At 65.0% G+C, this 22,936-nt stretch carries 24 protein-coding genes; 10 read left to right on the top strand and 14 right to left on the bottom strand.

What is annotated here, in order from left to right; genetic code table 11:
* Position 1: 1 nt before the first annotated feature.
* Positions 2 to 322 carry a glycine zipper domain-containing protein gene (locus BRA1253DRAFT_RS21485; RefSeq protein ID WP_007597793.1) on the top strand — a complete coding sequence of 107 codons (321 nt, stop codon included), beginning with the start codon at positions 2 to 4 and terminating at the stop codon, positions 320 to 322.
* On the opposite strand, the gene radC is transcribed toward BRA1253DRAFT_RS21485, so the two are convergent.
* Together radC and BRA1253DRAFT_RS21475 are read right to left on the bottom strand one after the other, a co-directional pair.
* Complete coding sequence (gene radC / locus BRA1253DRAFT_RS21480; protein WP_007597792.1) at positions 319 to 1,035, bottom strand: DNA repair protein RadC; 717 nt, start codon at positions 1,033 to 1,035, stop codon at positions 319 to 321. The genes BRA1253DRAFT_RS21485 and radC overlap by 4 nt on opposite strands.
* Before the next feature lie 93 nt (positions 1,036 to 1,128).
* Positions 1,129 to 2,070: a DMT family transporter gene (locus BRA1253DRAFT_RS21475; RefSeq protein ID WP_007597790.1), complete on the bottom strand. Its 942-nt coding sequence runs from the start codon at positions 2,068 to 2,070 to the stop codon at positions 1,129 to 1,131.
* A 132-nt stretch (positions 2,071 to 2,202) separates the two neighbouring features.
* Here BRA1253DRAFT_RS21475 and BRA1253DRAFT_RS21470 point away from each other — a divergent pair, with 132 nt between their 5' ends.
* A complete protein-coding gene (locus BRA1253DRAFT_RS21470; RefSeq protein WP_007597788.1) occupies positions 2,203 to 2,799 on the top strand; it encodes a bifunctional transcriptional activator/DNA repair enzyme AdaA in 597 nt (198 codons plus the stop codon).
* Between the two features lie 13 nt (positions 2,800 to 2,812).
* On the opposite strand, the gene map is transcribed toward BRA1253DRAFT_RS21470, so the two are convergent.
* Together map and BRA1253DRAFT_RS21460 are read right to left on the bottom strand one after the other, a co-directional pair.
* Positions 2,813 to 3,631 (bottom strand): type I methionyl aminopeptidase, encoded by an 819-nt coding sequence (gene map / locus BRA1253DRAFT_RS21465; RefSeq protein ID WP_007597786.1) that lies wholly within the window; start codon positions 3,629 to 3,631, stop codon positions 2,813 to 2,815.
* 121 nt (positions 3,632 to 3,752) lie between these two features.
* Positions 3,753 to 5,069 carry a mechanosensitive ion channel family protein gene (locus tag BRA1253DRAFT_RS21460; RefSeq protein ID WP_035995330.1) on the bottom strand — a complete coding sequence of 439 codons (1,317 nt, stop codon included), beginning with the start codon at positions 5,067 to 5,069 and terminating at the stop codon, positions 3,753 to 3,755.
* Positions 5,070 to 5,280: 211 nt separating this feature from the next.
* Here BRA1253DRAFT_RS21460 and BRA1253DRAFT_RS21455 point away from each other — a divergent pair, with 211 nt between their 5' ends.
* The 3 genes from BRA1253DRAFT_RS21455 (at position 5,281) to BRA1253DRAFT_RS45320 (ending at position 7,955) form a co-directional block, all read left to right on the top strand.
* A complete protein-coding gene (locus tag BRA1253DRAFT_RS21455; RefSeq protein WP_007597784.1) occupies positions 5,281 to 7,074 on the top strand; it encodes a potassium/proton antiporter in 1,794 nt (597 codons plus the stop codon).
* Between the two features lie 335 nt (positions 7,075 to 7,409).
* Positions 7,410 to 7,670 (top strand): PepSY domain-containing protein, encoded by a 261-nt coding sequence (locus BRA1253DRAFT_RS21450; RefSeq protein WP_007597783.1) that lies wholly within the window; start codon positions 7,410 to 7,412, stop codon positions 7,668 to 7,670.
* Complete coding sequence (locus tag BRA1253DRAFT_RS45320) at positions 7,671 to 7,955, top strand: hypothetical protein (RefSeq protein WP_035993768.1); 285 nt, start codon at positions 7,671 to 7,673, stop codon at positions 7,953 to 7,955.
* A 92-nt stretch (positions 7,956 to 8,047) separates the two neighbouring features.
* On the opposite strand, the gene modC is transcribed toward BRA1253DRAFT_RS45320, so the two are convergent.
* The 6 genes from modC to mepA all read right to left on the bottom strand — a co-directional run bounded on the left by modC (position 8,048) and on the right by mepA (position 12,223).
* Positions 8,048 to 8,710 (bottom strand): molybdenum ABC transporter ATP-binding protein, encoded by a 663-nt coding sequence (gene modC, locus BRA1253DRAFT_RS21440; RefSeq protein ID WP_007597782.1) that lies wholly within the window; start codon positions 8,708 to 8,710, stop codon positions 8,048 to 8,050.
* A gap of 2 nt (positions 8,711 to 8,712) precedes the next feature.
* Complete coding sequence (gene modB, locus BRA1253DRAFT_RS21435) at positions 8,713 to 9,408, bottom strand: molybdate ABC transporter permease subunit (protein WP_007597781.1); 696 nt, start codon at positions 9,406 to 9,408, stop codon at positions 8,713 to 8,715.
* 12 nt (positions 9,409 to 9,420) lie between these two features.
* The gene (gene modA, locus BRA1253DRAFT_RS21430) at positions 9,421 to 10,206 is read right to left on the bottom strand and encodes a molybdate ABC transporter substrate-binding protein (RefSeq protein ID WP_007597780.1); all 786 of its coding nucleotides are present in this window, start codon (positions 10,204 to 10,206) and stop codon (positions 9,421 to 9,423) included.
* Between the two features lie 179 nt (positions 10,207 to 10,385).
* Positions 10,386 to 10,889, bottom strand: a complete 504-nt coding sequence (locus BRA1253DRAFT_RS21425) for a hypothetical protein (RefSeq protein ID WP_007597779.1) — start codon at positions 10,887 to 10,889, stop codon at positions 10,386 to 10,388.
* Between the two features lies 1 nt (position 10,890).
* Positions 10,891 to 11,100, bottom strand: coding sequence for a molybdopterin-binding protein (locus BRA1253DRAFT_RS21420; RefSeq protein WP_007597777.1), 210 nt, complete (start codon positions 11,098 to 11,100; stop codon positions 10,891 to 10,893).
* A 178-nt stretch (positions 11,101 to 11,278) separates the two neighbouring features.
* Positions 11,279 to 12,223, bottom strand: coding sequence for a penicillin-insensitive murein endopeptidase (mepA, locus tag BRA1253DRAFT_RS21415; protein ID WP_035995328.1), 945 nt, complete (start codon positions 12,221 to 12,223; stop codon positions 11,279 to 11,281).
* A 468-nt stretch (positions 12,224 to 12,691) separates the two neighbouring features.
* On the opposite strand from mepA, the gene BRA1253DRAFT_RS21410 reads away from it, so the two are divergent.
* Complete coding sequence (locus tag BRA1253DRAFT_RS21410) at positions 12,692 to 14,854, top strand: bifunctional diguanylate cyclase/phosphodiesterase (protein ID WP_007597774.1); 2,163 nt, start codon at positions 12,692 to 12,694, stop codon at positions 14,852 to 14,854.
* A 53-nt stretch (positions 14,855 to 14,907) separates the two neighbouring features.
* Here BRA1253DRAFT_RS21410 and BRA1253DRAFT_RS21405 read toward each other — a convergent pair whose 3' ends face one another.
* The 3 genes from BRA1253DRAFT_RS21405 to BRA1253DRAFT_RS21395 form a co-directional block, all read right to left on the bottom strand.
* A complete protein-coding gene (locus BRA1253DRAFT_RS21405) occupies positions 14,908 to 15,660 on the bottom strand; it encodes a hypothetical protein (protein WP_007597773.1) in 753 nt (250 codons plus the stop codon).
* Positions 15,661 to 15,866: 206 nt separating this feature from the next.
* Positions 15,867 to 17,021: an acyl-CoA dehydrogenase family protein gene (locus BRA1253DRAFT_RS21400; protein ID WP_007597772.1), complete on the bottom strand. Its 1,155-nt coding sequence runs from the start codon at positions 17,019 to 17,021 to the stop codon at positions 15,867 to 15,869.
* 106 nt (positions 17,022 to 17,127) lie between these two features.
* Positions 17,128 to 18,753, bottom strand: coding sequence for an amidase family protein (locus tag BRA1253DRAFT_RS21395; RefSeq protein ID WP_007597771.1), 1,626 nt, complete (start codon positions 18,751 to 18,753; stop codon positions 17,128 to 17,130).
* 257 nt (positions 18,754 to 19,010) lie between these two features.
* On the opposite strand from BRA1253DRAFT_RS21395, the gene BRA1253DRAFT_RS21390 reads away from it, so the two are divergent.
* From BRA1253DRAFT_RS21390 to BRA1253DRAFT_RS21385, 3 genes are all read left to right on the top strand, one after another.
* On the top strand, positions 19,011 to 20,411 hold the full coding sequence (locus BRA1253DRAFT_RS21390) for a TAXI family TRAP transporter solute-binding subunit (RefSeq protein ID WP_035993764.1): 1,401 nt from the start codon (positions 19,011 to 19,013) through the stop codon (positions 20,409 to 20,411).
* Between the two features lie 700 nt (positions 20,412 to 21,111).
* Positions 21,112 to 21,285 carry a hypothetical protein gene (locus tag BRA1253DRAFT_RS44560; RefSeq protein ID WP_007597767.1) on the top strand — a complete coding sequence of 58 codons (174 nt, stop codon included), beginning with the start codon at positions 21,112 to 21,114 and terminating at the stop codon, positions 21,283 to 21,285.
* Between the two features lie 14 nt (positions 21,286 to 21,299).
* Positions 21,300 to 21,509, top strand: a complete 210-nt coding sequence (locus BRA1253DRAFT_RS21385; protein ID WP_007597765.1) for a hypothetical protein — start codon at positions 21,300 to 21,302, stop codon at positions 21,507 to 21,509.
* A 20-nt stretch (positions 21,510 to 21,529) separates the two neighbouring features.
* Here BRA1253DRAFT_RS21385 and BRA1253DRAFT_RS21380 read toward each other — a convergent pair whose 3' ends face one another.
* On the bottom strand, positions 21,530 to 21,868 hold the full coding sequence (locus BRA1253DRAFT_RS21380) for a response regulator (RefSeq protein WP_007597763.1): 339 nt from the start codon (positions 21,866 to 21,868) through the stop codon (positions 21,530 to 21,532).
* A 165-nt stretch (positions 21,869 to 22,033) separates the two neighbouring features.
* On the opposite strand from BRA1253DRAFT_RS21380, the gene BRA1253DRAFT_RS21375 reads away from it, so the two are divergent.
* A complete protein-coding gene (locus BRA1253DRAFT_RS21375; protein WP_007597758.1) occupies positions 22,034 to 22,807 on the top strand; it encodes an SDR family NAD(P)-dependent oxidoreductase in 774 nt (257 codons plus the stop codon).
* Positions 22,808 to 22,936 lie beyond the last annotated feature (129 nt).

Below are 22,936 nucleotides of genomic sequence, written 5' to 3'. Positions count from 1 at the left end.
CATGCTTCGAGGTCTTCGCATTGGAAGTTTCGCTATCGCGGCATGTCTGGCGGTCGTAATCGCGATGCCGGCTCATGAGGCGGCGGCGCAGGACGCAATTGGCGGTGCCATCCTCGGCGGCGTCGGTGGAGCGATCGTGGGTGGCGCCATCGGCGGAGGCCGCGGAGCCGCCATCGGCGCTGTCGTCGGTGCCGGCACGGGCGCCGCGATCGCCTCCGAGGGCGAACGCCGCCGCTCCGGCTATTACGCCTATCAGCGCGGCTGCTACATGCAGCGCCGGGACGGCTCCTATGTCCCGGTCGATCCGCGATATTGTTACTAGATCAACCGCATCCCGCGCAAACTCGCATGCCCGCTCTTGCCCACGATGATGTGGTCGTGGACGGCGATGCCGAGCGGCTTGGCGATGTCGATGATCGCCTTGGTCATCTGGATGTCGGCCTGCGAGGGCGAGGGATCGCCTGAGGGGTGGTTGTGCACCAGGATCAGCGCGGTCGCGGATAATTCCAACGCGCGCTTGATCACCTCGCGCGGATAGACCGGGGTGTGATCGACGGTGCCGGTCTGCTGCACCTCGTCGGCGATGAGCTGGTTGCGCTTGTCGAGGAACAGCAGGCGAAACTGCTCCTTCTCGGCAAACGCCATGCTGGTGCGGCAATAGTCGATCACCTCGTTCCAGGACGACAGCGCGTTGCGGCTGTTGACCCCGCCCTTGGCGACGCGGTGCGCCGCCGCCGCGAGCAGCTTGAGCTGGTGGATCGCGGATTCGCCGACGCCGTCCACCTCGCGCAGGCGCGCCACCGGCGCGTGCACGACCTCGGCAAACGAGCCAAAGGTCTTGATCAGCGACTTCGCCAGCGGCTTGGTGTCACGCCGCGGCAGTGCCGGAAACAGCGCCATCTCCAGCAGCTCGTAGTCGCTGAGCGCGTCCGCACCCGCGCTGTAGAAGCGCTCGCGCAGCCGTTCGCGATGGCCGAGATAGTGCGGCGGCGCGTCCTCCGGCTTGCTCTTGTCATGGTCGGTCTTGGCGGGCATCGGCCGCCAGCATTGCTGCGGGTAATCGTTTTTGCAACCGTCAATTGCGGCGGTGGCGCGCTGGTCCCGACAGCTGGCCCAGAAGATGGTGGCTCAGCCTATCGGCTTCTTGGCGCTGTGCGCCGGCGGGGACACCGTAATCGCCACCACGCCGACGAGAATGAGCGCCATGCCGGCAAGGCTGGACCAGCTGAAGTGCTCGCCGAGCCATACGGTGCCGAGCGCCACGGCAAAGCCCGCACGCAGGTAGCTCCCACTGGTCGTGCCAAGCGGGCCGAGCGTGCGGATCAAGCGGAAGTAGATCACCATCGCAAGGGCCGTACAGACAATCGCGAGCGTGATGACCGCTGCGATCGCGCTCGCGGGCGGTGGCGGGAGGGTCCAGGGCCGTTCGATGGCGGTGGCCGCGGGCAGCATCAGCGCTGCGGCGCAACTCATGGCGCCGGCCGCGGTGACGATTGCGGGCAGGCCCGAGAAGCGTTGTCCCCATATCGGTGCCAGCGCGTAGCAGAGGCTCGCGCACAGCACGGCCGCCTGCGCCAGCGGTGCCGTCGTGCCGATCCCTGAGAGCGCGTCGGCACCCATGGTCACCGCGACGCCCGCAAGGCCGAGGGCGACGCCGATGATCTTCCGGCTACTCATGGTCTGCCGCCCGAGCCGGGTCATCAGCGCGATCGCGAGCACGAACATCGGCGGGGTCGCATTGAGCACGCCGGCAAGACCGCTTGCGATATGCATCTCGCCCCAACTGATCAGGGTGAACGGCAAGGCGCTTTGCAGCAGCCCTTGCACGAAGAAAGCCGCCCATACCGATCCACGGCCGGGAAGGGCGTGTCCCTGCGCGCGAGCGACCGCAATCAGGAGAATGGCCGCGATCGTCACACGCGCGGCAACCATCGTGAAGGGCGGGATCGTCGGGATCGCGACCTTGATCAGCGTGAACGAGCTGCCCCAGATCAGCGAGAGCAGCAGCAGAAGCCCGATATCGAGCGCGAGAGTGGTTTGTTCTGTCGTGTGTTGCGCCTGCGGGCTCATGCGAATCTGCTCCGGGATGGACCGGGACCATGATCCGGCGCGGCGGCGCAGGCTGGCTGGATTCGGACCTCATCGCCCGACCGAGTCCGATTTCGGCTACTCGGCGTGCAGCGCGGGCATTATTGTCGCGCAATGGCGACAGGTTCGGAACATCGGCAGACGCTGCCACCGCATCTCGACTGGGACACTTGCGATCGCGCGCGCCTCGCGCGTGCGCGCGCATTCGACGGCCTGTTCTTTTCGGGTGTCCGCTCGACGCGGATCTACTGCCGGCCGGTCTGCCCGGTTCGCCCCGCGCGCTCCGAAAACGTCACCTTCTATCCGACCGCCGCCGCCGCCGAACGTGCCGGCTTTCGCCCGTGTCTGCGCTGCCGGCCGGAAACCGCGCCGGGGTCGCCGGCCTGGATGGGAACGGCGAGCACCGTTGCGCGCGGCGTGCGCCTGATCAATGAAGGTTTCCTGGATCGTGCATCCATGGCGGAGCTTGCAGAAGCCCTTGGCGTCGGGCCGCGCCATCTGCTCCGCCTGTTCATGCGCCATGCCGGGGCGAGCCCGAGCGAGATCGCGGCGACGCGGCGCGTGCAGGAAGCCAAGCGCCTGATCGACCAGACCAGCATGACATTGGCGGAGATCGCCTTCGCCGCAGGCTTCGGCAGCGTTCGCAGATTCAACGATGCCTTTGCCGCGACCTACAAGCGGCGGCCGTCGTCGTTCCGCCGGCCGCGATAAGCGCGCGGTGGGATCACCCGATCTGCTTCTCGCCGTGCCGCTCCGACAGCGTGAAAATCTCGACGCCGGTGGCGGTAACGCCCACCGAATGCTCGAACTGCGCCGACAGCGAGCGGTCACGGGTCACGGCGGTCCAGCCGTCGGAGAGGATCTTCACATGCGGCTTGCCGAGATTGATCATCGGCTCGATGGTGAAGAACATGCCGGGCTTGAGCTGCACGCCTTCGCCGGGCCGGCCGATATGGATGATGTTCGGCTCGTCGTGGAACATGCGCCCGAGGCCATGGCCGCAGAAATCGCGCACCACGCTCATGGCCTGCGGCTCGACGAAACTCTGGATGGCGTGGCCGATGTCGCCGGTGGTGGCGCCGGGCTTCACTGCGGCGATGCCGCGCATCATCGCCTCATAGGTCACCTCGATCAGCCGCTCCGCCTTGCGCGCGATCGGGCCGACCGCATACATCCGGCTGGAATCGCCGTACCAGCCGTCGACGATGAAGGTGACGTCGATGTTGACGATGTCGCCCTCTTTCAGCGGACGGTCGCCAGGCATGCCGTGGCAGACCACGTGGTTGAGCGAGGTGCAGGTCGAATAGCGGTAGCCGCGATACATCAGCGTCGCCGGATAGGCATTGTTGCTGAAGGCGAAGTCGCGGACGAACTGGTCGATGCGCTCGGTCGGAACGCCGGGCCCGACGATGTCGGTGAGCTCGTCGAGGCACTTCGCCACCAGCGCGCCCGCCTTGCGCATGCCGGCAAAGGCGCTTGGCCCATGCAGCTTGATCTGTCCGGTCTTGCGCAGGGAGGTATCGGAGGCTTCGACGTAGCTCATGCGGGCGCAATCTTCTGAGGTGGGCTCGATATCGGCGGAAAGGCTTGATTTCGCGCCCCAATTTAATGATTGCGCGCCTTCATGCAAGTCAGGCCTGCCTGCCTTGCGCCCCTAAGCTGGCCTAATTCGGGACTTCCATGATGGTTTCCACCGGCAGGGCACCGCCGCGGACGCGGATTTCGCGGACCGGGTAGGGAACCCGGATACCCTCGCGCTTGAAGGCGTCCCACAGCGCCAGCATCACGTCGCTCTTGACGTTGTCCATGCCGTCGGGGTCGGCGATCCAGAAGGTCAGCGAGAACTTCATCCCGGCTTCGGCGAACTCGGTCAGGATGCAATTCGGCGGCTTGCCCTTCTGTGCGCGCGGATGCGCGGCCGCGGTCTCGGCGGCGAGCTTGCAGACCAGCCGTGGGTCCGCGTCGTAATTGGTGCCGAAGGCGATCTTCACCAGCGTGTTCTTGTCGGTGTAGGTCCAGTTGACGACCTTCTGCGTCACCAGATCCTCGTTCGGCACCAGGAATTCGCGGCCATCGCCGGCGGCGACGGAAATATAGCGCGTCTTCATCGCGCTGATCCGCCCGGTGTTGTCGCCGATGGTGACGAGATCGCCAGGCTTCACCGATTTGTCGGCGAGCAGGATGATCCCCGAGATGAAATTGGCGACGATCTTCTGCAGGCCGATGCCGATGCCGACGCCGACCGCGCCGGAGAACACCGCGAGCGCCGAGAGATCGATGCCGACCGTGCCGAGCGCGATCACGATCGCGACCGCAAGCAGGCCGATGCGGATGATCTTGACCAGCAGCACCTGTACCGACGGGGTCAGATCGGTGGTCGAGTTGATCCGGCTCTCGGCGAAATTGCTGGCGATGTTGGTGAGCCAGAGCGCGATGAGCAGCAGCGCGCCGGCCTTGATCACCAGCAGCGGTGTCAGCCGCAGCCCGCCGAGCACGATGGCGAAGGAATCGAGCAGGTCGACCGTCGCATCGAGCTGGCCGAGGATCGAGAGCGCCGCGACGAACCAGGCCGTGATCGACACCAGCTTGACGATGAAGGCGTTGCGCAGCACCGAGGTCAGCAGCCGGATCGCGAGCCAAGCCAGCCCCAGCTTGGCGGCGACCATTAGGAGATAGCTGCGGCTTGGCCAGGTCGCGTGGTACATGACAACGCGCGAGACGATCACGAGCAGCGTGAACACCGCCGTCGAGGCGCTGGCGACCATCACCCGGGCGAAGTGCCGGAGCGGCAGCGGCCAGCGCATCGCCAGCGAGGTCATGTCGACCCGGCTGCGAACGGCGGCTTCGGCGGCATAGGCGATGCCGGCCGCGGCCAGAATGAGCCCGAACTGCAGGTAGAACCAGGGCGAGGAGATTTCGGCCCCGACGCTGCGCGCAGTGGTCTGCACGAACTCCATGAAGTCTTTGAGGTCCATGTCTATCGGTCTCGTCGGGGAGCGGGCGGGAGGCATCGATTCGAGCGCGCCGGAGAATCCCACAAAGGGCCCGGCCGGGCCACCGATACACCGCTAAGTAAAGAGCGTTAAGGCCGCAAAATGCGGGCAGATTGCCGCGAGCGGGAGAAAATGGGTTGGCGTGGGAGTCCGCCGACGATAAGGATGCAATTCCAGCGATTTCGTACCCGGAAGGTGGATGGCTTCCCTCGACACTGTCAGCCTCGCCATATTGCTCGGCGCCGTCCTGGTGTTGGCCGGGATCCTGTCAAGCCTGCTTGCGCTGCGCTTCGGCGCGCCCCTTCTGCTCGTCTTCCTCGCGATCGGCATGCTCGCGGGCGATTCCGGTCCCGGACAGCTGCAGTTCGACGACGTCCGAACCACCTATCTGGTCGGCTCGGTCGCGCTCGCACTGATCCTGTTCGATGGTGGCTTGCGGACCCGATTTGCCAGCATTCGCACCGTGCTCGCGCCTTCCATGGTGCTCGCGACCGTCGGCGTGCTGCTGACCGCGCTGATCACGGCGCCGTTCGCTAAATACGCGCTCGACCTCAACTGGACGGAGTCGCTGCTGGTCGGCGCGGTGGTGGCCTCGACTGACGCGGCCGCAGTGTTCCTGCTGGTGCATACCCAGGGCCTGCGCCTGCGCCCGCGCGTCGGGGCGACGCTGGAGGTCGAATCCGGCACCAATGATCCCTTCGCGATCTTCCTGACCCTGATGCTGGTCGAATACATCTCGCTCGGAACGGGCACGGCCGTGCATGTGCTGATGGAGTTCGCCCAGGAGGCCGTGCTGGGCGCCGTCGTCGGGGTGATCGGCGGGCGTCTGGTGGTCATCGCGCTCAACAAGGTCGCGCTGCCGCAGGGCCTCCATGCGCCGTTTGTCACCACCGCCGCGCTCGTCATCTTCGGCGGCTCGCAGATCATGCACGCCTCGGGCTTCCTCGCGGTCTATCTCGCCGGTATTATCATCGGCAACCGGCCGACGCGTGCGCATAATTCGGTGGTGGCCTTCCTGGACGCCGCGACCTGGCTCGCGCAGATCGTGATGTTCGTGCTGCTCGGCCTGCTGGTCTCGCCGAGCCGGCTTGGCGGCAGCGTGCTGCCGGCGGTCGGGATCGCATTCGTCCTGATGCTGGTGGCGCGGCCGATCGCGGTGTTCGTGTGCCTGGCGCCGTTCCGCTTCAACTGGCGCGAAAAGATCTTCATCGCCTGGACCGGTCTGCGCGGCGCGGTCGCGATCTTCCTGGCCTCGATCCCGATGCTGGTCGGGCTGTCGAAGGCCTATCTCTATTTCGACGTCGCCTTCGTCGTCGTCATCATCTCGCTCCTGCTGCAAGGCTGGACGCTGGCGCCGGCCGCGCGCAAGCTGCACGTGGCGCTGCCGCGCGCCGAGCGTGGCCCGCGCCGTGTCGAATTGGATCTGCCCGGCCAGCTCGAGCAGCAGCTCGTCGGCTATCCGGTGCGGTCCAAGAGCCTGTATTTTCGCCGCGGCCTGATCCCGTCCTGGTCGAAGCCGACGCTGGTGATCCGCAACGAGAACATCTTGACGCCGATTGAAGCCGAGCCGATCGCGCCCGGCGATTACATCTATCTGCTGGCGCCCCCGGAAAAGGCCGAATCGCTCGACCGCTTCTTCGTCGACATGCAGCCGAGCTCGGCGCCGGACCCGCATCTGCTGGGCGACTTCATGGTCTCCGGCGAGCACACGCTCGCCGAGCTCGCGGAGATCTACGGCGTGAAGGTCGGCGAGGACGAGAGCGGGCACACGCTCGCTGATTATTTCGACGTCCATCTCGACCGCGCGCCGAAAGAGGGGGCGGAGCTCGTGCTGGATCCGATCGTGCTTGTGGCGCGCTCGATCTCCGGTGGCCGAGTCAACGTCGTCGGCCTGCGCCTGCCGGAAGATGAGGAAACCCCCGCCCCGCTGACGCGCATGCAGGTCCTGCGGCGCAAGCTCGCGGATTTGTGGAGCTCGGTGGCGGGGGTTTAACGCTACATCCGCGTCGGCGGTCATTGATGAAGCGCACGTCTGCTTCTTCGTCGTCCTGGCCTAGTGCGCAATTGCGCACGGGGGCCAGGACCCATAACCACCGCCAGCTGTTTCGCGAAGGCTGGTGGTGACGATCTGCCCCACCCGCTTCTCCCTAGGGTAATGGGTCCTGCCTTTCGCCAGGACGACGGCGGGGTCCGTGGCGACAGCGCGGGAACCGCCACCAAATCGCCGCAACCGCCGAAGATTTGCGCGTCTTCGTGACCGCCGCTCCCGGAACGCTCCGCGATGCCGCTCGTTCTTAGCGGCGTAAACGCAGCTGACAGGAGTAATCCATGCGAAAGCTCATCTTGCCGGCGATCGTTGCGATCGGCATCGGATCGGCCGCGCCCGCGATGGCCTATGACACCGGAGATCAGATCTCGATGCAGGTCGCGCTCGATGTCGCCACCGATATCGGCGTCATGACCGTCTCGCACACCGAGTTCCTAGGCGATGAATGGCAGATCGAAGGCCGTGATCGCGCCGGCCGCTGGATGGAGGTCGACGTGGACGCCCGAACGGGCGAGGTGCGCAACGTCGATCGCGGCTGGTAGTTGCGGTTCCCGGTAGCAGAGCGCGCCGCCGCAACGCGCGGCGACCGCGTCGCCTCGGTGCGGCTGTCGAGCGCGCTCCACGTTCATCTGGTGGAAGCGCTCGGCAATGCGGAGCTGTCGCACTTCCTCGCCGATCTGCTCAGCCGGTCCTCGGTGATGGTCTCGGTCTACGAGTCCGCCCCAACGTCGTCCTGGCGAAAGCCAGGACCCATTACCCCGGGGAGTAGTTTTGCGAACACGGGCAGTTACGTTTTCTTCGGCGGTACGCACACCACCTGCCGCTGATAGATCACGCGGTATGGGTCCTGGCTTTCGCCAGGACGACGGCGGAGGGTGGGCCGGCGGCTTGCCTCATCCGTTGCCTGCTCAACCGCCCCTCACGTCAGCACCTTCACCCCGCCGAACGACGTCACGCGGCCGTGCTTCAGCATCACGATCTGCGTCGCGAGCTGGCGCAGCTCGGCGGCGTCGTGGCTGACATAGACCATGGGGACGTTGGCCTCGTCGCGCAGCCGCACCAGATAGGGCAGGATCTCCAGCTTGCGGCCCTCGTCGAGCGCGCCGAGCGGTTCGTCGAGCAGCAGCAGGCGCGGCCGCGACAGCAGCGCGCGGCCGAGCGCGACCCGCTGCCGCTCGCCGCCGGAGAGCTTTCCGGGACGGCGACCCTGCAGTGCGCCGATGTCGAGCAGCTCGATGACGCGCTTGTGCTGCGCCGGATCCGGCGCGAGGCGGTTCATCCGCCTGCCATAGTCGAGATTTTGCGCGACGTTGAGATGCGGAAACAGCCGCGCATCCTGAAACACATAGCCGATGCGACGGCGCCAGGTCGGGACATGAATGCCGGCCACGCTGTCGTCGACAGTCTCGCCGTCGATCACGATGATGCCGCGGTCGGGCCGCAGCAGCCCCGCGATCATGTTGACCAGCGAGGTCTTGCCGGCGCCCGACGCTCCGAACAGGCCGATGACGCGGCCCTCGCTCGCGAAGGCGGCGGACAGCGAGAATTCGCCGAGCTGCTTTTCGATGTCGACACGCAGCATGGTCAATTCCCGTGCAGGCGCGCGGTGGCGCGGCGGGCGAACCATTCGGCGGCAATCAGCGCACCGAGCGCCAGCACGATCGAGACGATCACGAGCCGTCCCGCGGCGGCGTCGCCGTCCGGGGTCTGGATCAGCGAATAGATCGCGGACGAAATCGTTTGGGTCTCGCCGGGAATGTTGGAGACGAAGGTGATGGTGGCGCCGAATTCGCCGATCGCTTTGGCAAAGCCAAGCACCATGCCGGCGAGCACGCCGGGCAGCGCCAGCGGCAGCGTCACCGTGAAGAACACTTTGAAAGGAGTGGCGCCGAGCGTCTCGGCGGCCTGCTCGAGCCGGCGGTCGATCGCCTCGATCGACAATCGCATCGGACGCACCAGCAGCGGAAACGCCATCAGGCCGCAGGCAAGCGCGGCACCGGTCCAGCGGAAGGCGAAGACGATGCCGAGATGGTCCGCCAGGAAGCCGCCGACGAGTCCGCGGCGGCCGAAAGTGAGCAGCAGCAGATATCCGGTGACGACGGGCGGCAGCACCAGCGGCAGATGCACCAGCGCATCGAGCACCGACTTGCCCCAGAACTCACGCCGCGCGAGCAGCCACGCCAGCGCAATGCCGAACGGCGTTGCCACCAGCGTTGCGATCACGGCGACCCTGAGCGAGAGCAGGATCGCCGTCCATTCGGCGGGAGAGATGTCGAGCATCAAATCGCAAAATTAAGTGGAGGGGCTGATCAGGAACTTGAAACCGTATTTTTCCAGAATGGTCTTGGCGGCGGTCGAGCGCAGGAAGGCGAGATAGTCGCTGGTCTCGCCCTTTGCCGTCGCGGTCGCAGCGACGGGATAGATGATCGCGGGATGCGAATCCGCCGGGAAGGTGCCGACGATCTTCACGCCGGGCTCGACCTTGGCATCGGTGGAATAGACGATGCCGAGGTTGGCCTCGCCGCGCGCGACCAGCGTCAGCGCGGCACGCACGCTCTCGGCCATGGCGAATTTCGGCTCCGCCGCCTGCCAGGCGCCGAGCTTTTCCAGCGCCGCCTTGGCATATTTCCCGACCGGCACCGACTTGACGTCGCCGGTCGCGATCCTGCCATCGCCGGCGAGTTTTGCGAGGTCGAAGCCCTGCGCGATGGTGACATTGTCGAGTCTGGAATCCTTCGGCGCAATCAGCACGATGCTGTTGCCGAGCAGATTGACCCGGGTCGGCTCGTTGATGGTCTTCTTGGAGATCGCGTAGTCCATCCAGTCGGTGTCGGCGGAGACGAACACATCGGCCGGCGCGCCCTGCTCGATCTGCCTGGCGAGCACGGAGCTTGCGGCATAGCTGACGCTGAACTTGACGCCGGTCCTCGCGGTGTAGGCCGCGTCGACCTCGTCGAGCGCGTTCTTCATCGAGGCTGCCGCGAACACGGTGATGGTCTTGTCCTCGGCGGCGGCAGGCGAAAGGCCCGCGCCCGCGAGGATCACGAAAGCGGTGAAAAGTCCGGCAATACGAATCATGGATGCGCTCCGTGCGAGATCGCGCGCGCAAGAAGCACGCGCAGATCCGGCGTTGGTGGGTCTGAGCGACGAGCGGAAGCGCTGTTCCACGGGTCCCGGCGGCGGCTTACGGCCGGCAGGGATATCGCTACTCTCGAAGATAGCAGGCCAGGGCCTCAGGTCAAAGGCGACCGCTTGGCTCATTGCGCCGGTAGGATGGCGATTGAGAGCGAATTGTCCTTGGCGCCGCTGACCTGGAGCACGACGGGCTGGCCCGACAGCTCGTATTTCATGGTCTTGCGGATGCCGTCGCAATCGGTCGCGCCACTGAACGCCACGGGCTTGAGGGCATGCCCGTCCTGGACCAAATCGACCCACGCGCCCGAGGACAGGCTGACCGTGTAGAGCCCGGCCTTCGGGGCCTTGATGCCAGTGAAGCCGGCAAATGTGCCGTCCTTTGGCGCGCGCTCCGGAGGCGTCGGCAGTTTTGCCTCCGCGGACGCGACCAGCCCCAGCGTGATGGCCGACGACGGCAACGCGGCCTGCTCGCTTCCCGATGCCATCTTGACACCGTCGGGCGCGGTCAGCGCGGCGCGCTCGCGCTCGATCGACCATTTGAATTTGTCGCAGCCGCTGGGTTCTTCCGCCGCAAAGGCGGGCGCGATACCGAGCAACAGCAATCCAAGCAGCAGAGGGATGCGCATCTCAGTCCACCGCGATCATCACATCGGAGGCCTTGATCACCACCGTGACCTGCCCCTTCGCCTTGATGCCGAGGTCGTCGACCGCCTCGTTGGTGATCGAGGAGGTCACGATCGTACCGTTGCCGATGTCGACACGGACGTGGGACGTCGTGGCGCCCTTCGTGACTTCGATGACCGTTCCCTTGATCTGGTTGCGTGCACTGATGCGCATGGGCTCTCACAATGGCTGGCGCGCGCGACGAAGCCGCACGCGTGAGGAGGGATTTGGTTGATGAGGGCGGGATTGCATCCCGGCAGGGCCGACCCGCTTACGGCAGGGCAGCGCCGCACTCTAACGCATTTGGAGATCCGAGGACTAGCCGCTGACGAAGTTGTTACAGCCTGACCGGCTACGGCTTCGCATTGCCCGCGTGCAGCACGGCCTTGCACGCCGCCGGCATCTGCGCCAGCGTCATCGGCGGTTTCGGCTTCGGTGGCTCCGGCGGGGGTTTGGGGTGCAGCACGCCGTCGCTGAACCAGTAGGAGAGATCGGACGGCTTGCAGCCTTCGTCCTCGGATTGCGACGGCTGGCCCTCGCAGTCGCTCGCGCCCGCCGGGCAGTGCATGCGGATGTGGAAGTGGTAGTCGTGGCCCCACCACGGCCGGATCTTCGACAGCCAGGAACGGTCGCCCTTGGCCTCGCGGCACAGCGCCTTCTTGATCGCGGCATTGACGAAGATGCGCTGCACCGCCGGCTCCTGCGCCGCGTCGCGCAGCACCAGCACATGCCCCGGCGTGAACACCTTCGGATCGATGTCGAGCCGGTCCGGCCGCACCATCATCACCGCCGACATGTCCTCGCGCTCTTCGCGCGAGAGCCGATGGTCGGGCATCGGCGTCAGCCAGATGTCGGCATCGAGGCCGATCTGGTGGCTGGCATGGCCGGACAGCGCCGGCCCGCCGCGCGGCTGGGCGATGTCGCCGACCAGGATGCCCGGCCATCCCGCATCCTTGTGCGCCCTCGCCGCAAGCCGCTTGATCAGCGCGATCATCGCGGGGTGACCATAGCTGCGATTGCGCGATAACCGCATCACCTGCCAATTGTCGCCATTGAGCGGCATCTGCTCGGCGCCGCCGATGCAGCCCTTCACATAGGAGCCGATGACGTGCGCCGGTCCCTTCGACGGCAGCAGCTTTCGCGCGAACAGCTCCTTGGCACCAATACTCGGATCGTTCGGATTAGCGAGCGGCGGCAGCGGTTTTGGGTTGATGCTGCCCTTGTCCTGGGCCAGCGCGTCGCCGGCGGCCAGGAGCGTCATGACGAGCAGAAGAGGGGCGAGGCGGCGGGGACTCATGTTGACATTCTTATAGCCCAACACCGCGTCAGGGTTAAGGAACAGTCCAGCAGATGAAATCTCGTTCAAAAGTCGCAGTTCCGCAGAGTCGGACGGCCGATTCTTAACGAGGCGATAACCCTCTCATGCATTGACCAAAATTCGTGCGCGGGACGCGTGCTCACTCCCTTCTGCATGCAATCGCGCGCGATCGCGGAAATGATTCAAGGCAGCGCGCAATTTTGCGCCATCTCGTTCTCCGATGACGACAATGCGATGTGCTTGGAGCGCCCATCGCCACTGCCGCGCCTTGCAAACGGGCAATGAGGGCTGTTTTTTCGAGACTGCCAGACCGTGCGTCCCACCGCCATGCCACCCAAGATTACCTTTTTTTCAGACACTTGCCCCAAGAGTTGCGGTGGCTGGGCGCGACTGGGGCGAGTGAAGTTGAGTTTGGGGTTTCGAAAGCCAAAAAAGCGAAAGGGAAGCGTGCTTGGCAGGTCCGGCCTGCACCCGCGCAAGCCGCGCTTTGCGCGCGCCCATCATCCTCCGTCCGAACGCGACGAAGTTCTGCGCCGCCGTGCCGAGGCTGCGATCGCGGAAGCGCGCAAATCCCATGAGCGCCTGCGCCAGGCCATCGACATCCTGCCGCAGGGCATCGTGTTTCTCGATGCCGAGGGCCGCTATGTCCTCTGGAACAAGCAATACGCGGAGATCTACAGCAAGACCGCCGATCTGTTCGAGGAGGGCGCCCGCCTGGAGGACACGCTGCGCATCGGCGTCGCCCGCGGCGACTATCCCGAAGCTGCCGGCCATGAGGAAGAATGGATCGCGGAGCGGCTGCAAAAGCTCTATCAGCCCGGCTCGCGCCACGAGCAGAAGCTGGCGGACGGCCGCGTCATCCTGATTGACGAGCGGCTAACCGAGGACGGCGGCGTCGTCGGCCTGCGCGTCGACATCACCGAGTTGAAGCAGCGCGAGGCCTCGTTCCGGCTGCTGTTCGACGGCAATCCGGTCCCCATGATCGTCTGCGCGCTGGACGACGAGCGCATCCTCGGCGTCAACGATGCCGCGGTCGCCCATTACGGCTATAGCCGCGCCGAGTTCGAGCGGCTGACGATCCGTTCCCTTCAGGCTTTCGACAGTGAGCCGCCCTGGACCGCCGCTTCGGCCGGTGAGGAGCAGGCCGGACGCACCTGGAAGCACGTCAAGGCCGATGGCGCCCTGATCGACCTTGCGATCTATTCCCGCGAACTGACCTATGCCGAGCGGCCCGCGGTGCTGCTCGCGCTGATGGACATCACCGAGCGCAAGCGCGCCGAGGCGCGGCTCGCCTTCATGGCCCAGCATGACGGGCTGACCGGTCTGCCGAACCGCAATCTGCTGCGCCAGCAGGTCGACGAGATGCTGCTGCATACGAGGCGCAGCACCGACAAGGTCGCCCTGCTGATGCTGGGGCTCGACAATTTCAAGGCGGTCAACGACACGCTGGGGCACGCGGTCGGCGACAAGCTGCTGCGCGGCGTCGCCAAGCGGCTGCGTTCGTCCTTGCGCGAGGACGACGCGCTGGCGCGGCTGAACTCGGACGAGTTCGCGATCGTGCAGAGCGGCCTGACGCGTCCCGAGGATGCGGTGCTGCTGGCCAAGCGCCTGCTCGAAGCCATCGCCGATCCCTATCTGCTCGACGGCCATTCCGTGGTGATAAGCGCCTCCATCGGCATCGCGATGGCGCCGGGCGACGGCGACGATTCCGAAAAGCTGCTCAAGAGCGCCGACATGGCGCTGTCGCGCGCGAAGCTGGATGCGCGCGGCTCGTTCGCGTTCTTCGAGGCGGCGCTCGATGCGAAAGCGCAGACCCGCCGCAAGATCGAGGTCGAGCTGCGCGACGCCATCCAGAACGACGTCCTGCGGCCGTATTACCAGCCGCTGATCGACCTCCAGAGCGGCCGCATCACCGGCTTCGAGGCGCTGGTGCGCTGGCCGCATGCCGAGCGCGGCATGGTTTCGCCGGCCGAGTTCATTCCGGTCGCGGAAGAAACCGGGCTGATCAATCCGCTCGGCGGCCTGATGCTGCGCCGGGCCTGTCACGACGCAGCGACCTGGCCGGACGACGTCCGCGTCGCCGTCAACCTGTCGCCGCTCCAGTTCCGCAGCGGCAATCTGCTTTCGGTGGTGACGGATGCGCTGAAGCATTCCGGCCTGCCGCCGCGGCGGCTCGAGCTCGAGATCACGGAAACGCTGCTGCTGGAAAAGAGCGCCCAGGTGCTGGCGACGCTGCACGCGCTGCGCGCGCTCGGCGTGCGCATCTCGATGGACGATTTCGGCACCGGCTATTCCAGCCTGAGCTATCTGCGCAGCTTCCCGTTCGACAAGATCAAGATCGACCAGTCCTTCGTGCGCGATCTCGGCGCCAATCGCGAGGCCCAGGCGATCATCCGCTCCATCGTCAGCCTCGGCAAAGGCCTCGGCGTCACCATCACCGCCGAAGGCGTCGAGACCGAAGCCGAGCTGAGCTGCCTGCGCGCCGAAGGCTGCGACGAAGGCCAGGGTTTTCTGTTCAGCAAGGCGCGGCCGAATGCGGAGATCATCAGCCTGCTCGCCGCGCAGCGCGGGATCGACGGTGCCGAGGAAGACGCCGCGCTGGTGGCCTAGAGTTAGGATGCTGACCTGTTGTCTCGCGTCTCGATATGCCCAAACCTGGAAGCTCACCGACCGACAAGTGTTACGGCCTCTTGCTCCTCGGCAGGAGCGGTTTCATGGGACCGCACGAATACGAAGCGGGATGCCGCGGGGATCTGTGCCTCGGCGCTGCCATCCTGGCCGATGAGGATCAGTCCCGCGCCGCCATTGGCGACATTCAAGATGACGGGCGCGCCCTGCCAGGTCCTGATTGGCTCCATTCCGATGATGAGAAACTCGCCGATCGGCTGGTCGAAATATTGAAGCCTCAGTTGTGGTCCGACTTCCGCAGCCGCCAGGCCGAAACCCAATTGTTTGGCGCGCGCATAGATCTCCGCCAGCAACGCCGTGTCGGTCCGAAAGCCCAGTTCGGCTGCCGACACCGTGAAAAGCTCTACGCTCGTTTTCGTGGCGCTAACGGTAAACGTTGGCCGCGCCAGAATTTCGCCGGCCGAGTTTCCGACGCCACAACCTGCCGCATCCAACGCGTTACTGAGGGCGAAGAAGTTTGCAAACGTCCCGATCCTGATCGTCTTCCACGCGGGGAGATCGACGGCGGATTTGATTGGGACTTGCGGCCGATGAGACGGCGCCTGCTTGAGCTTCAGCTGATTCCGCAGGACGTCTCGCGCCGAGCATTGAGCCACGGCTTCGCTCGCAAACAGGAGCGTGCATGCGGTGCAGAGGGTGGCAACAATGAGCATGCCACCATGGTGCCATCCCGGCGAATGACCCTGAATGGCATGGCAACTGACTTTCCTGCCAGCTGTTCGGCCCATAACGGACCTCTCTTGCGCAAATGCAGCGCGCTAAAAACAATTCGGAATTATCGCTTCCACATGGTCGGCGCGGTCACAGCGGAAAAGCCGTCGTCCTGTAGCTATAGAAATTAGTCGGAGAAAATTCACCAAGGTTCAGCGACGAAGACGCCGGATGGCGAACTCAATATAGGTCAGCGTGCGTGCACTTTCGCAACTGGTCGACGTCAGCGGTCCCCTGAAAGGATCATCTTACCGACATCCTCGTAATGCGTGTCGCGCGCCTGGATCTGCTGGGCGATGGCGTGCATGTCGCGAAAGCGGCGCTCGAACGGATTGCTGCGGAATACGGCCGTGGCGCCGGCCATGTGGTAGGCGGTGTCGACCACCTTGGCCGACTGGTGAATGGTCCAGGTCGCGGCGAGGCGAACCGAGCTCCGATGCGCCGCGCTGAACGCGCCGGTCGCGCAGAGATCGCGCCACATCGCACTTGCCGTCGCATAGAGATAGGCGCGCGCGGCCCGCAGGTCGCCCTCGGTGCGGCCGATCAGGCCCTGGACCGCCGGGTTGTCGTGCATGGCGCTGGCCGCCAGCGACTGATGCTTGCCGCGCGCCAGCGCGATCGCGGCATCCAGCGTGGCGCGCGCCACGCCGAGCGACACCGCGGCAAAGCCGAGGCTGAAGGTCGAGCCGGTGCCGATCCTGTAAAGTGGACCCTGCTCGCGTAGCGCGGACGGCACGTCACGAAACGCGGTGAAGCGCTCGGGGACGAACAGGTCGGCGACCTCGTAGGAATCGGTGCCGGTGCCGGCGAGCCCGATCGCCTGCCAGACGTCGTGCAGCACGGCGCTGGCGACCGGAAACAGGATGGTGCGCACCTCTGCCGAGCCGTCGGCATTTTTCCGCGGCGTGCCGTCGGCGCCGACGATGCGGACATGCGCCCCGAGCCAGCTCGCCTGCCGCGAGCCCGAGGCAAAATCCCAGCGCGCCGTGACGCGATAGCCGCCCTCGACCGCCCGCGCCTCATGCGCGATTGCGCCCCAGGCGAGGATGCCCGGCGCCGTGTTGAAGATCTCCTGCGCGGTGTCGTGGTCGAGCGAGGCCGCGATCATCGCACAGACGCTGCATTGGCCGAGACACCAGGCGGTGGAGGCATCCGCTTTCGCGATCTCCTCCAGCATCTGCATGAAGGCTTCCGGCGGCGCTTCGACGCCGCCAAGACTCTGCGGCAGCAGCGCGCGATAGAGCCCGTTCTCGATCAGCGCGTCGACGACGGCCGGCGTCAGCCGCCGCGTCCGCTCGATATCGTCAGCCTCGCCCGCGATGAGCGGCGCGATGGCGCGGGCGCGTTCGCCCAGATCGACGCCGGAAATAGTGTTCATTCGCGTTTCCTCGCCCCTTCTGCCGTGAGCGGTAAGTGGTGCGATGGTGGTCTATCTGGCAGGGAGGATCAAGCTGTCGCGCAATTTCGCGCGCACGCGGATGACATCACAGCGCGGGCAAGCCCGGCGGCGGCTTGCGAGCGTTGCTTGCTTGCTCGAAGGCATACGCCAGACGCAGCAGCTTGTGCTCGCTCCAGGCGCGCCCTGCGAAGGTGACGCCGAGCGGATAATCAGGCGTGTCTTTGCCGTCGAACGTTCCCGAGATGAAGCCGCCGGGCACCATGACGCTGGGATAGCCCGCCTTGGCGGCGATCGCCGCGCCAGTTGCGCCTGGGAATAGCACGGCGTCGAGCTCGTGCCGGTTCATGTAGGCGTCCATACCGTGCGTCTTGGCGGAGAGCAGATCCATGGCACGTGCAGATTTGTACACGCGTTCGCTCAAGTCGCCTCTGGTCAGGTCGGCGGCGAGGAAGAAGTCCTGGCCGAAGCGCAGCGCCTTTCCCGCGTTCGCGTTGTTGAAGGCCACGACGTCGGCAATGGTCTTGATGTCAGTATTGGTGGCCCAGTCCCTCAGATAGAGATTAAGATCACTCTTCAACTCGTAAAGGAAGACGACCGGCGGCCGCACGACCGTGCCTTTTTGGCTGCTTAGGGGATTGCAATTGAGCACCGCCATAGTTGTGCCCGGCCCACCGATCCAGCCGAGCGTCGGCATGTTGGCGCGCACGATGACGGCGCCGAGATCTTCCAGCGTCTTGATCGTTTCGGTCATCAGCTTGAACCTGTCGGGCAGCAGCTTGCCGTAATAGCAATCGTTCAGCGGGTCAGCGGGGTCGCTCGGCACGCCGATGCGCGCGCCCTTAACGGCATCCGACGCGAGGCCGGCGGTGTAGTCGGCCGGGCGCCGCTGCGCTTGCGTCACTGGGTCGAGCGGGTCCTTGGCAGCCAGCACATTCAGCAGCATCGCCGCATCGCGCACCGTGCGCGTCATAGGCCCGGCGGTGTCCTGGCTGTGCGCGAGCGGCAGGATGCCGGCACGGCTGATCAGCCCGACCGTCGGCTTCACGGTGACCAGTCCGTTCAGGCTGGCAGGAAACAGCAGCGAGCCCGAGGTTTCGGTACCGATCGAGGCTGCGCACAGTCCGGCTGCCACCGCGACGGCCGAACCCGAGCTTGAGCCCCCTGGGGTCAGAACCGGGATGCCGTGCTCGTCCATCAGGCCTGGTGAGTAGGGGTTCTTCACCTGCCCGCCCAGCGATGAATAGCCCGAGGGCATGTCGATCGCGAGCATGTTGGCGAACTCCGTCAGGTTCGCCTTGCCCAGGAGCACCGCGCCGGCGCTCCGCAGCAGCTTGACGATGGTGGCATCATCCCTGGCGTGCGCGCCCTCGAGCGCCAGCGAGCCCGCCGTGGTCGGCTGTTCGTCGCCGGTCGCGATATTGTCCTTCAGCAGGATCGGTACGCCCGCCAGCGGCCGCTGGACCGACGGCCTCGTGCCGTCGAGCGTGCCCGCGAGCGCATCGGGATTGAGCGCGCGGACCGAGTTGAGTTTAGGCCCATCGCGGTCATAGACCGCGATGCGGGCAAGATAGAATTCGGCCAGTGCCCTCGCGGTGATCCGCCCGCCGGCCAGGGCATCGACGATGTCGCTCATCGGCGCGTGCGCGAGCATCTGCATGGTCGGTGCCGACGGCGTCCGTTCAGTCAGGCCAGCTCCAGGAAGCTCGGACATGCGCGTTTCCTCGCCCATTCTGCCGTGAGCGGTCAATCGCGCGATGGTGATCTATTTGCAGAGGAGGATCAAGGTGGTGTGGCGTCAATCCGGCAATCACTACGTGAAGTGCGGAATCGGAGATGATGGCGCAAGCTCGAAGAGCTCACGCCGGCCCCAAGAAACTATTGGTGCTGCTCGGACATTATCGTTGTCCAGAAGAGCATGATACTGTTCCGAAACAGGCAGCGATTTTGACCTCCAACCGGCAGCGGCAAATGTCCTCGTCTGATGCTCCGATGAAACGCGGTGACGCAGCCCGCCGAGGGCGGAGACAGACGAAGACCCTACTGCTGATTTTAGCCATCGGATTTCTCGTTTTCGGTGCCGCTGCGGGTACATTGTATTACGCGCTGCGGCCGATAACTCTTCGGATTGCCGTCGGACCGCCGGGAAGCAACGATCACAAAGTGATCGAGGCGATGACCGAGGCCTTTGTCAACGAGAGCAGGACCGTGAGGCTGTCTCCGATCACGACCGCCGGAGCGGCCGAAGCTCTCGCTCTGCTCGGTGCCGGCAAGGTCGACCTTGCGGTGGGTCGCGGCGATCTGGAAATGCCCGCCGACGCGCAAACAGTCGTCATCTTACGCAAGAACTTCGTCGTGCTGTGGTCTTCTTCGGGACCGGCGGGCAAGGGCTCCAAGCGAAAGCCGGCGGCGAAAATCAAGGAGGTCGCCGATCTCGCGGGACACAAGGTGGGGGTGATCGGCGCGACCCCGGCGAACGCCGCGTTGCTGAGGGTGATCCTGAGCGCCGCCGGTGTGGAGCCGGACAAGGTCACGGTCACTCAATTCGGCACGGGCCAACTCGAGGAGCTGGCGCGCGACCCGAGCCTCGACGCCTTCATGGCGGTCGGTCCGCTCGACAGCAAGATAACCGCCGACGCGATTGCCGCGACCGCCCGGACGCGGGGCGAGCCGAAATTTCTCGCGATCGACGCATCGGAAGCCATCGCCCTAAAGCATCCTCGTTATGAATCGGAGGAAATTCCGCCAAGCATTTTCAATGCGAATCCAGCCCGGCCGGATGACAAGGTGGAGACCGTCAGTGTCAGCCATTTGATCGTCGCACAGAAAGCCTTGTCCGAGACGACAGTGTCAGCCTTTTACCGACAGCAATTCGCCCTCCGCCAGTCAATTGCCAGGCAGGTGCCTGGCGCTGCGCAAATCACCAAGCCGGACACCGAGAAGGAAGCCGAGCTGCCGGTTCACCGGGGAGCGGCGGCGGTGATCGACGGGACCGAGCGCACCTTCCTCGACAGGTACGGCGACTATTTCTGGTTTGCGCTCCTGCTTCTCTCCGGCATTGGCTCGGCCGGCGCCTGGTTGCGTCAATATCTGAATCGGGACGAAAGGGACGAGAACACCAGCCATCGCAACAGGATTCTGGCCCTGGTTTCCAAGGTGCGCACCGCGGAGTTCGACCACGAACTGCTGGCCATGCAGCAGGAGGTCGACGCGATCATCGAGGAAACGCTCGGCTGCTACGATGACGGCGCCATCGAGGAGGAGGAGCTGGCAGCCTTCGGCCTGGTGCTCGAACTGTTCGATCATGCCCTCAGCGAGAGGCGCGCAGCGTTGCAAACCCCTCCTTCGAACGTGCTCGCTGCGCGGCGCTAGGCGATACTGGCTTTGGTATCTTGAGCTTCGCTCAATCGATAGCGCGCCGCCCTCAATCCAATGCCGCGTAGAAGGTCTCAGCGGTGACTGAGAAAGCTCGTAGGATGGGTTGAGCGGAAGCGAAACCCATCAAACTTCTAGACTGCGCTCGTCGAGCGATGGGTTTCGCAAGAGCTCAACCCATCCTGCTCCAGTCGGCGCGCCGGGTTCGCTCCGTGAAAAGCGCAATGACCCCTCGCTATTGCAGTCCCAGACCGCTGCAGTACCACGCCATGTCTTCGTGTCTCCAGCCGCGCTTGACGCCTGATTCCTTGCATTCATTGTAGGTCTTGAAGTTTGCTCCGTTTCGGCAGCCTGACGGGTAGCTCCCGAAGCCGCCACCCGAGGTGGAACATGCGACCGGGCTGGCTGCCGTGGTCGGGGCGGCCGTGGCTTTGGGAGCTGCGTTCGCTGATGTGATCGACAAAATGATCAAGCCCCCTAACGCTAAAACCGAAGCTTTCATTGCCTTCTCCTGATCGCAGGGATGCGTCATGCTATCCCAGGGTGTGTTGTAGCAGAAGATGCAACCGAGATGAAGGAACACTGTGCTGCGCGCGCTTTCTGGTTGTGCCATTCAACAGCAAACCCCCACTGCGTCGGTTCCTTCGGAGGAACGGTCATCAGCTCCAGGCGTTTGAGGTAGCGAAAGGACACTTGCATGACCGAGAAATTCGATCCGGCGCCGCCGGACAAGAACGCGGAAGATCTCAAGCATGGCATCCGACGCGACAAGGCCAAGGACGACGAATTGGACAAGGGCTTGAAGGACAGTTTCCCGGCGTCGGACCCGGTGAGCAGCACCCAGGCGTCCAAGGCAACACCGGACGCATGAAGGAGGGATAGGCTATGGGCCTCGCAGCCTATGATGTTGTTGGCAGGGACGGTGCATGGCACGTCGACCACGATGGCGGAATCCGGAACACTTACCAGACCAAGGAAGCCGCCTTCGAGGCGGCTGTTGCGGCGGCATCGCTTGCCATGCGGCAGGGTCACTCCGTCCGGCTGACGGTGCCGGAGAGCGAGAACGCCGTCGGCGCGGAAAATTCGGGCGGATGACCTTCGAGGAAATCCCCGTTCTACACGGCCGCCAGCAAATGAGCTGGCGCAAACGGCTTGCGCAAAAAAATCGTGTTGGGCGGCAGCGGCGCCATCACCGTCCCGGACATCAGCACGATGTTCAGCCCCGGATGGGCACTGCGAGCGTACTCTGCGAGCTCGAGCCCGGTCATTCTCCCTGCGAGGTTGTGATCGGTGATGAGCGCCCGCAGCTCCGTGCCCGTCGACGCCACGATAAGCTCCGCCGCTTCTGCGGTGGCACATTCGACGACTTCGAACCCTTCGTCCTTGAGGAGGTCGGATAGAACTTCGCGCTGGAGCGAGTCATCCTCGACCAGCAGCATGACGAAATTCGACATGCGGTCATTCCCAACTTATCGGATGTTAATGCGCATCCCGGAAGATTGTTCGGTTGTGATGTCTTCGTTCGCAGCGACCTGCGCACGGCATGATCAGTCGAACATGTTGCATTCTCCTTGAGGCTTCGACGGAGGCGCCGAAGCGGGGATCGGACAGGAGTGGCAATGGCAATCGTCTTCATCACGGGCAGCACGGACGGTCTGGGCCGCGCAGCTGCCCAGTCTCTCCTCGAACAGGGCCACCAAATCGTCCTGCACGCGCGATCGGCGGAACGTGCGGCGGCAATCTCCGAGCTTGAATCGCATTCCGCACGGGTCGTGATCGGCGATCTCAAGAGCGCCGCCCAGACGAGGCACGTGGCAGATCAGGTCAACGCGATCGGACGAATGGACGCGGTCATCCACAACGCCGGCGTCTATACCGAGCGCAGCCGCGGCCCGACGCCCGAAGGCCACGCCTCCACCCTAGCGGTCAACACGCTCGCGCCCTATGTGCTCACCGCCCTGATGAAGCGCCCCGATCGGCTGGTGTATCTCAGCAGCGGGCTTCATCGCGGCGGAGAGGGATCGTTGAACGATCTCGACTGGACGAGGCGAGCCTGGGATCCAGCCCAGGCGTACGCGGAGAGCAAGTTGCACATGGTCGCACTGGCCTTTGCCTTGGCGCGGCGTTGGCCGCAGGTGCTGAGCAACGCCGTCGATCCCGGCTGGGCGCGCACCAAAATGGGCGGTGCCGGAGCGCCGGTCGGCGTGGCCACCGGACAACGGACGCAGACCTGGCTCGCTGTGAGCGATGATCCCGCCGCCCTGGTCAGCGGTCGTTACTGGCATGACCTCCGGCAACAAGAGCCGGCGCACGAAGCGACCGATCCCGATTTTCAGGAAAAGCTTCTCGACAAGCTGGGCGAGTTAACCGGGGTGACGCTGCCTCCGGCGTAGAAGCAATTCGCCTGATGCTCGTAGGATGGGTAGAGCGCAAGCGAATCCCATCAAACTTCCAGACAGCGCTCGTCGGCCGATGGGTTTCGCAAGAGCTCAACCCATCCTACGAGCTGATCGGGCGTTGGT

The sequence above is a fragment of the Bradyrhizobium sp. WSM1253 genome (assembly GCF_000244935.1).
Taxonomy (GTDB): domain Bacteria; phylum Pseudomonadota; class Alphaproteobacteria; order Rhizobiales; family Xanthobacteraceae; genus Bradyrhizobium; species Bradyrhizobium canariense.
The sequence above is the reverse complement of the archived record's forward strand: the minus strand, read 5'-3'. Positions and strand labels throughout refer to the sequence as shown.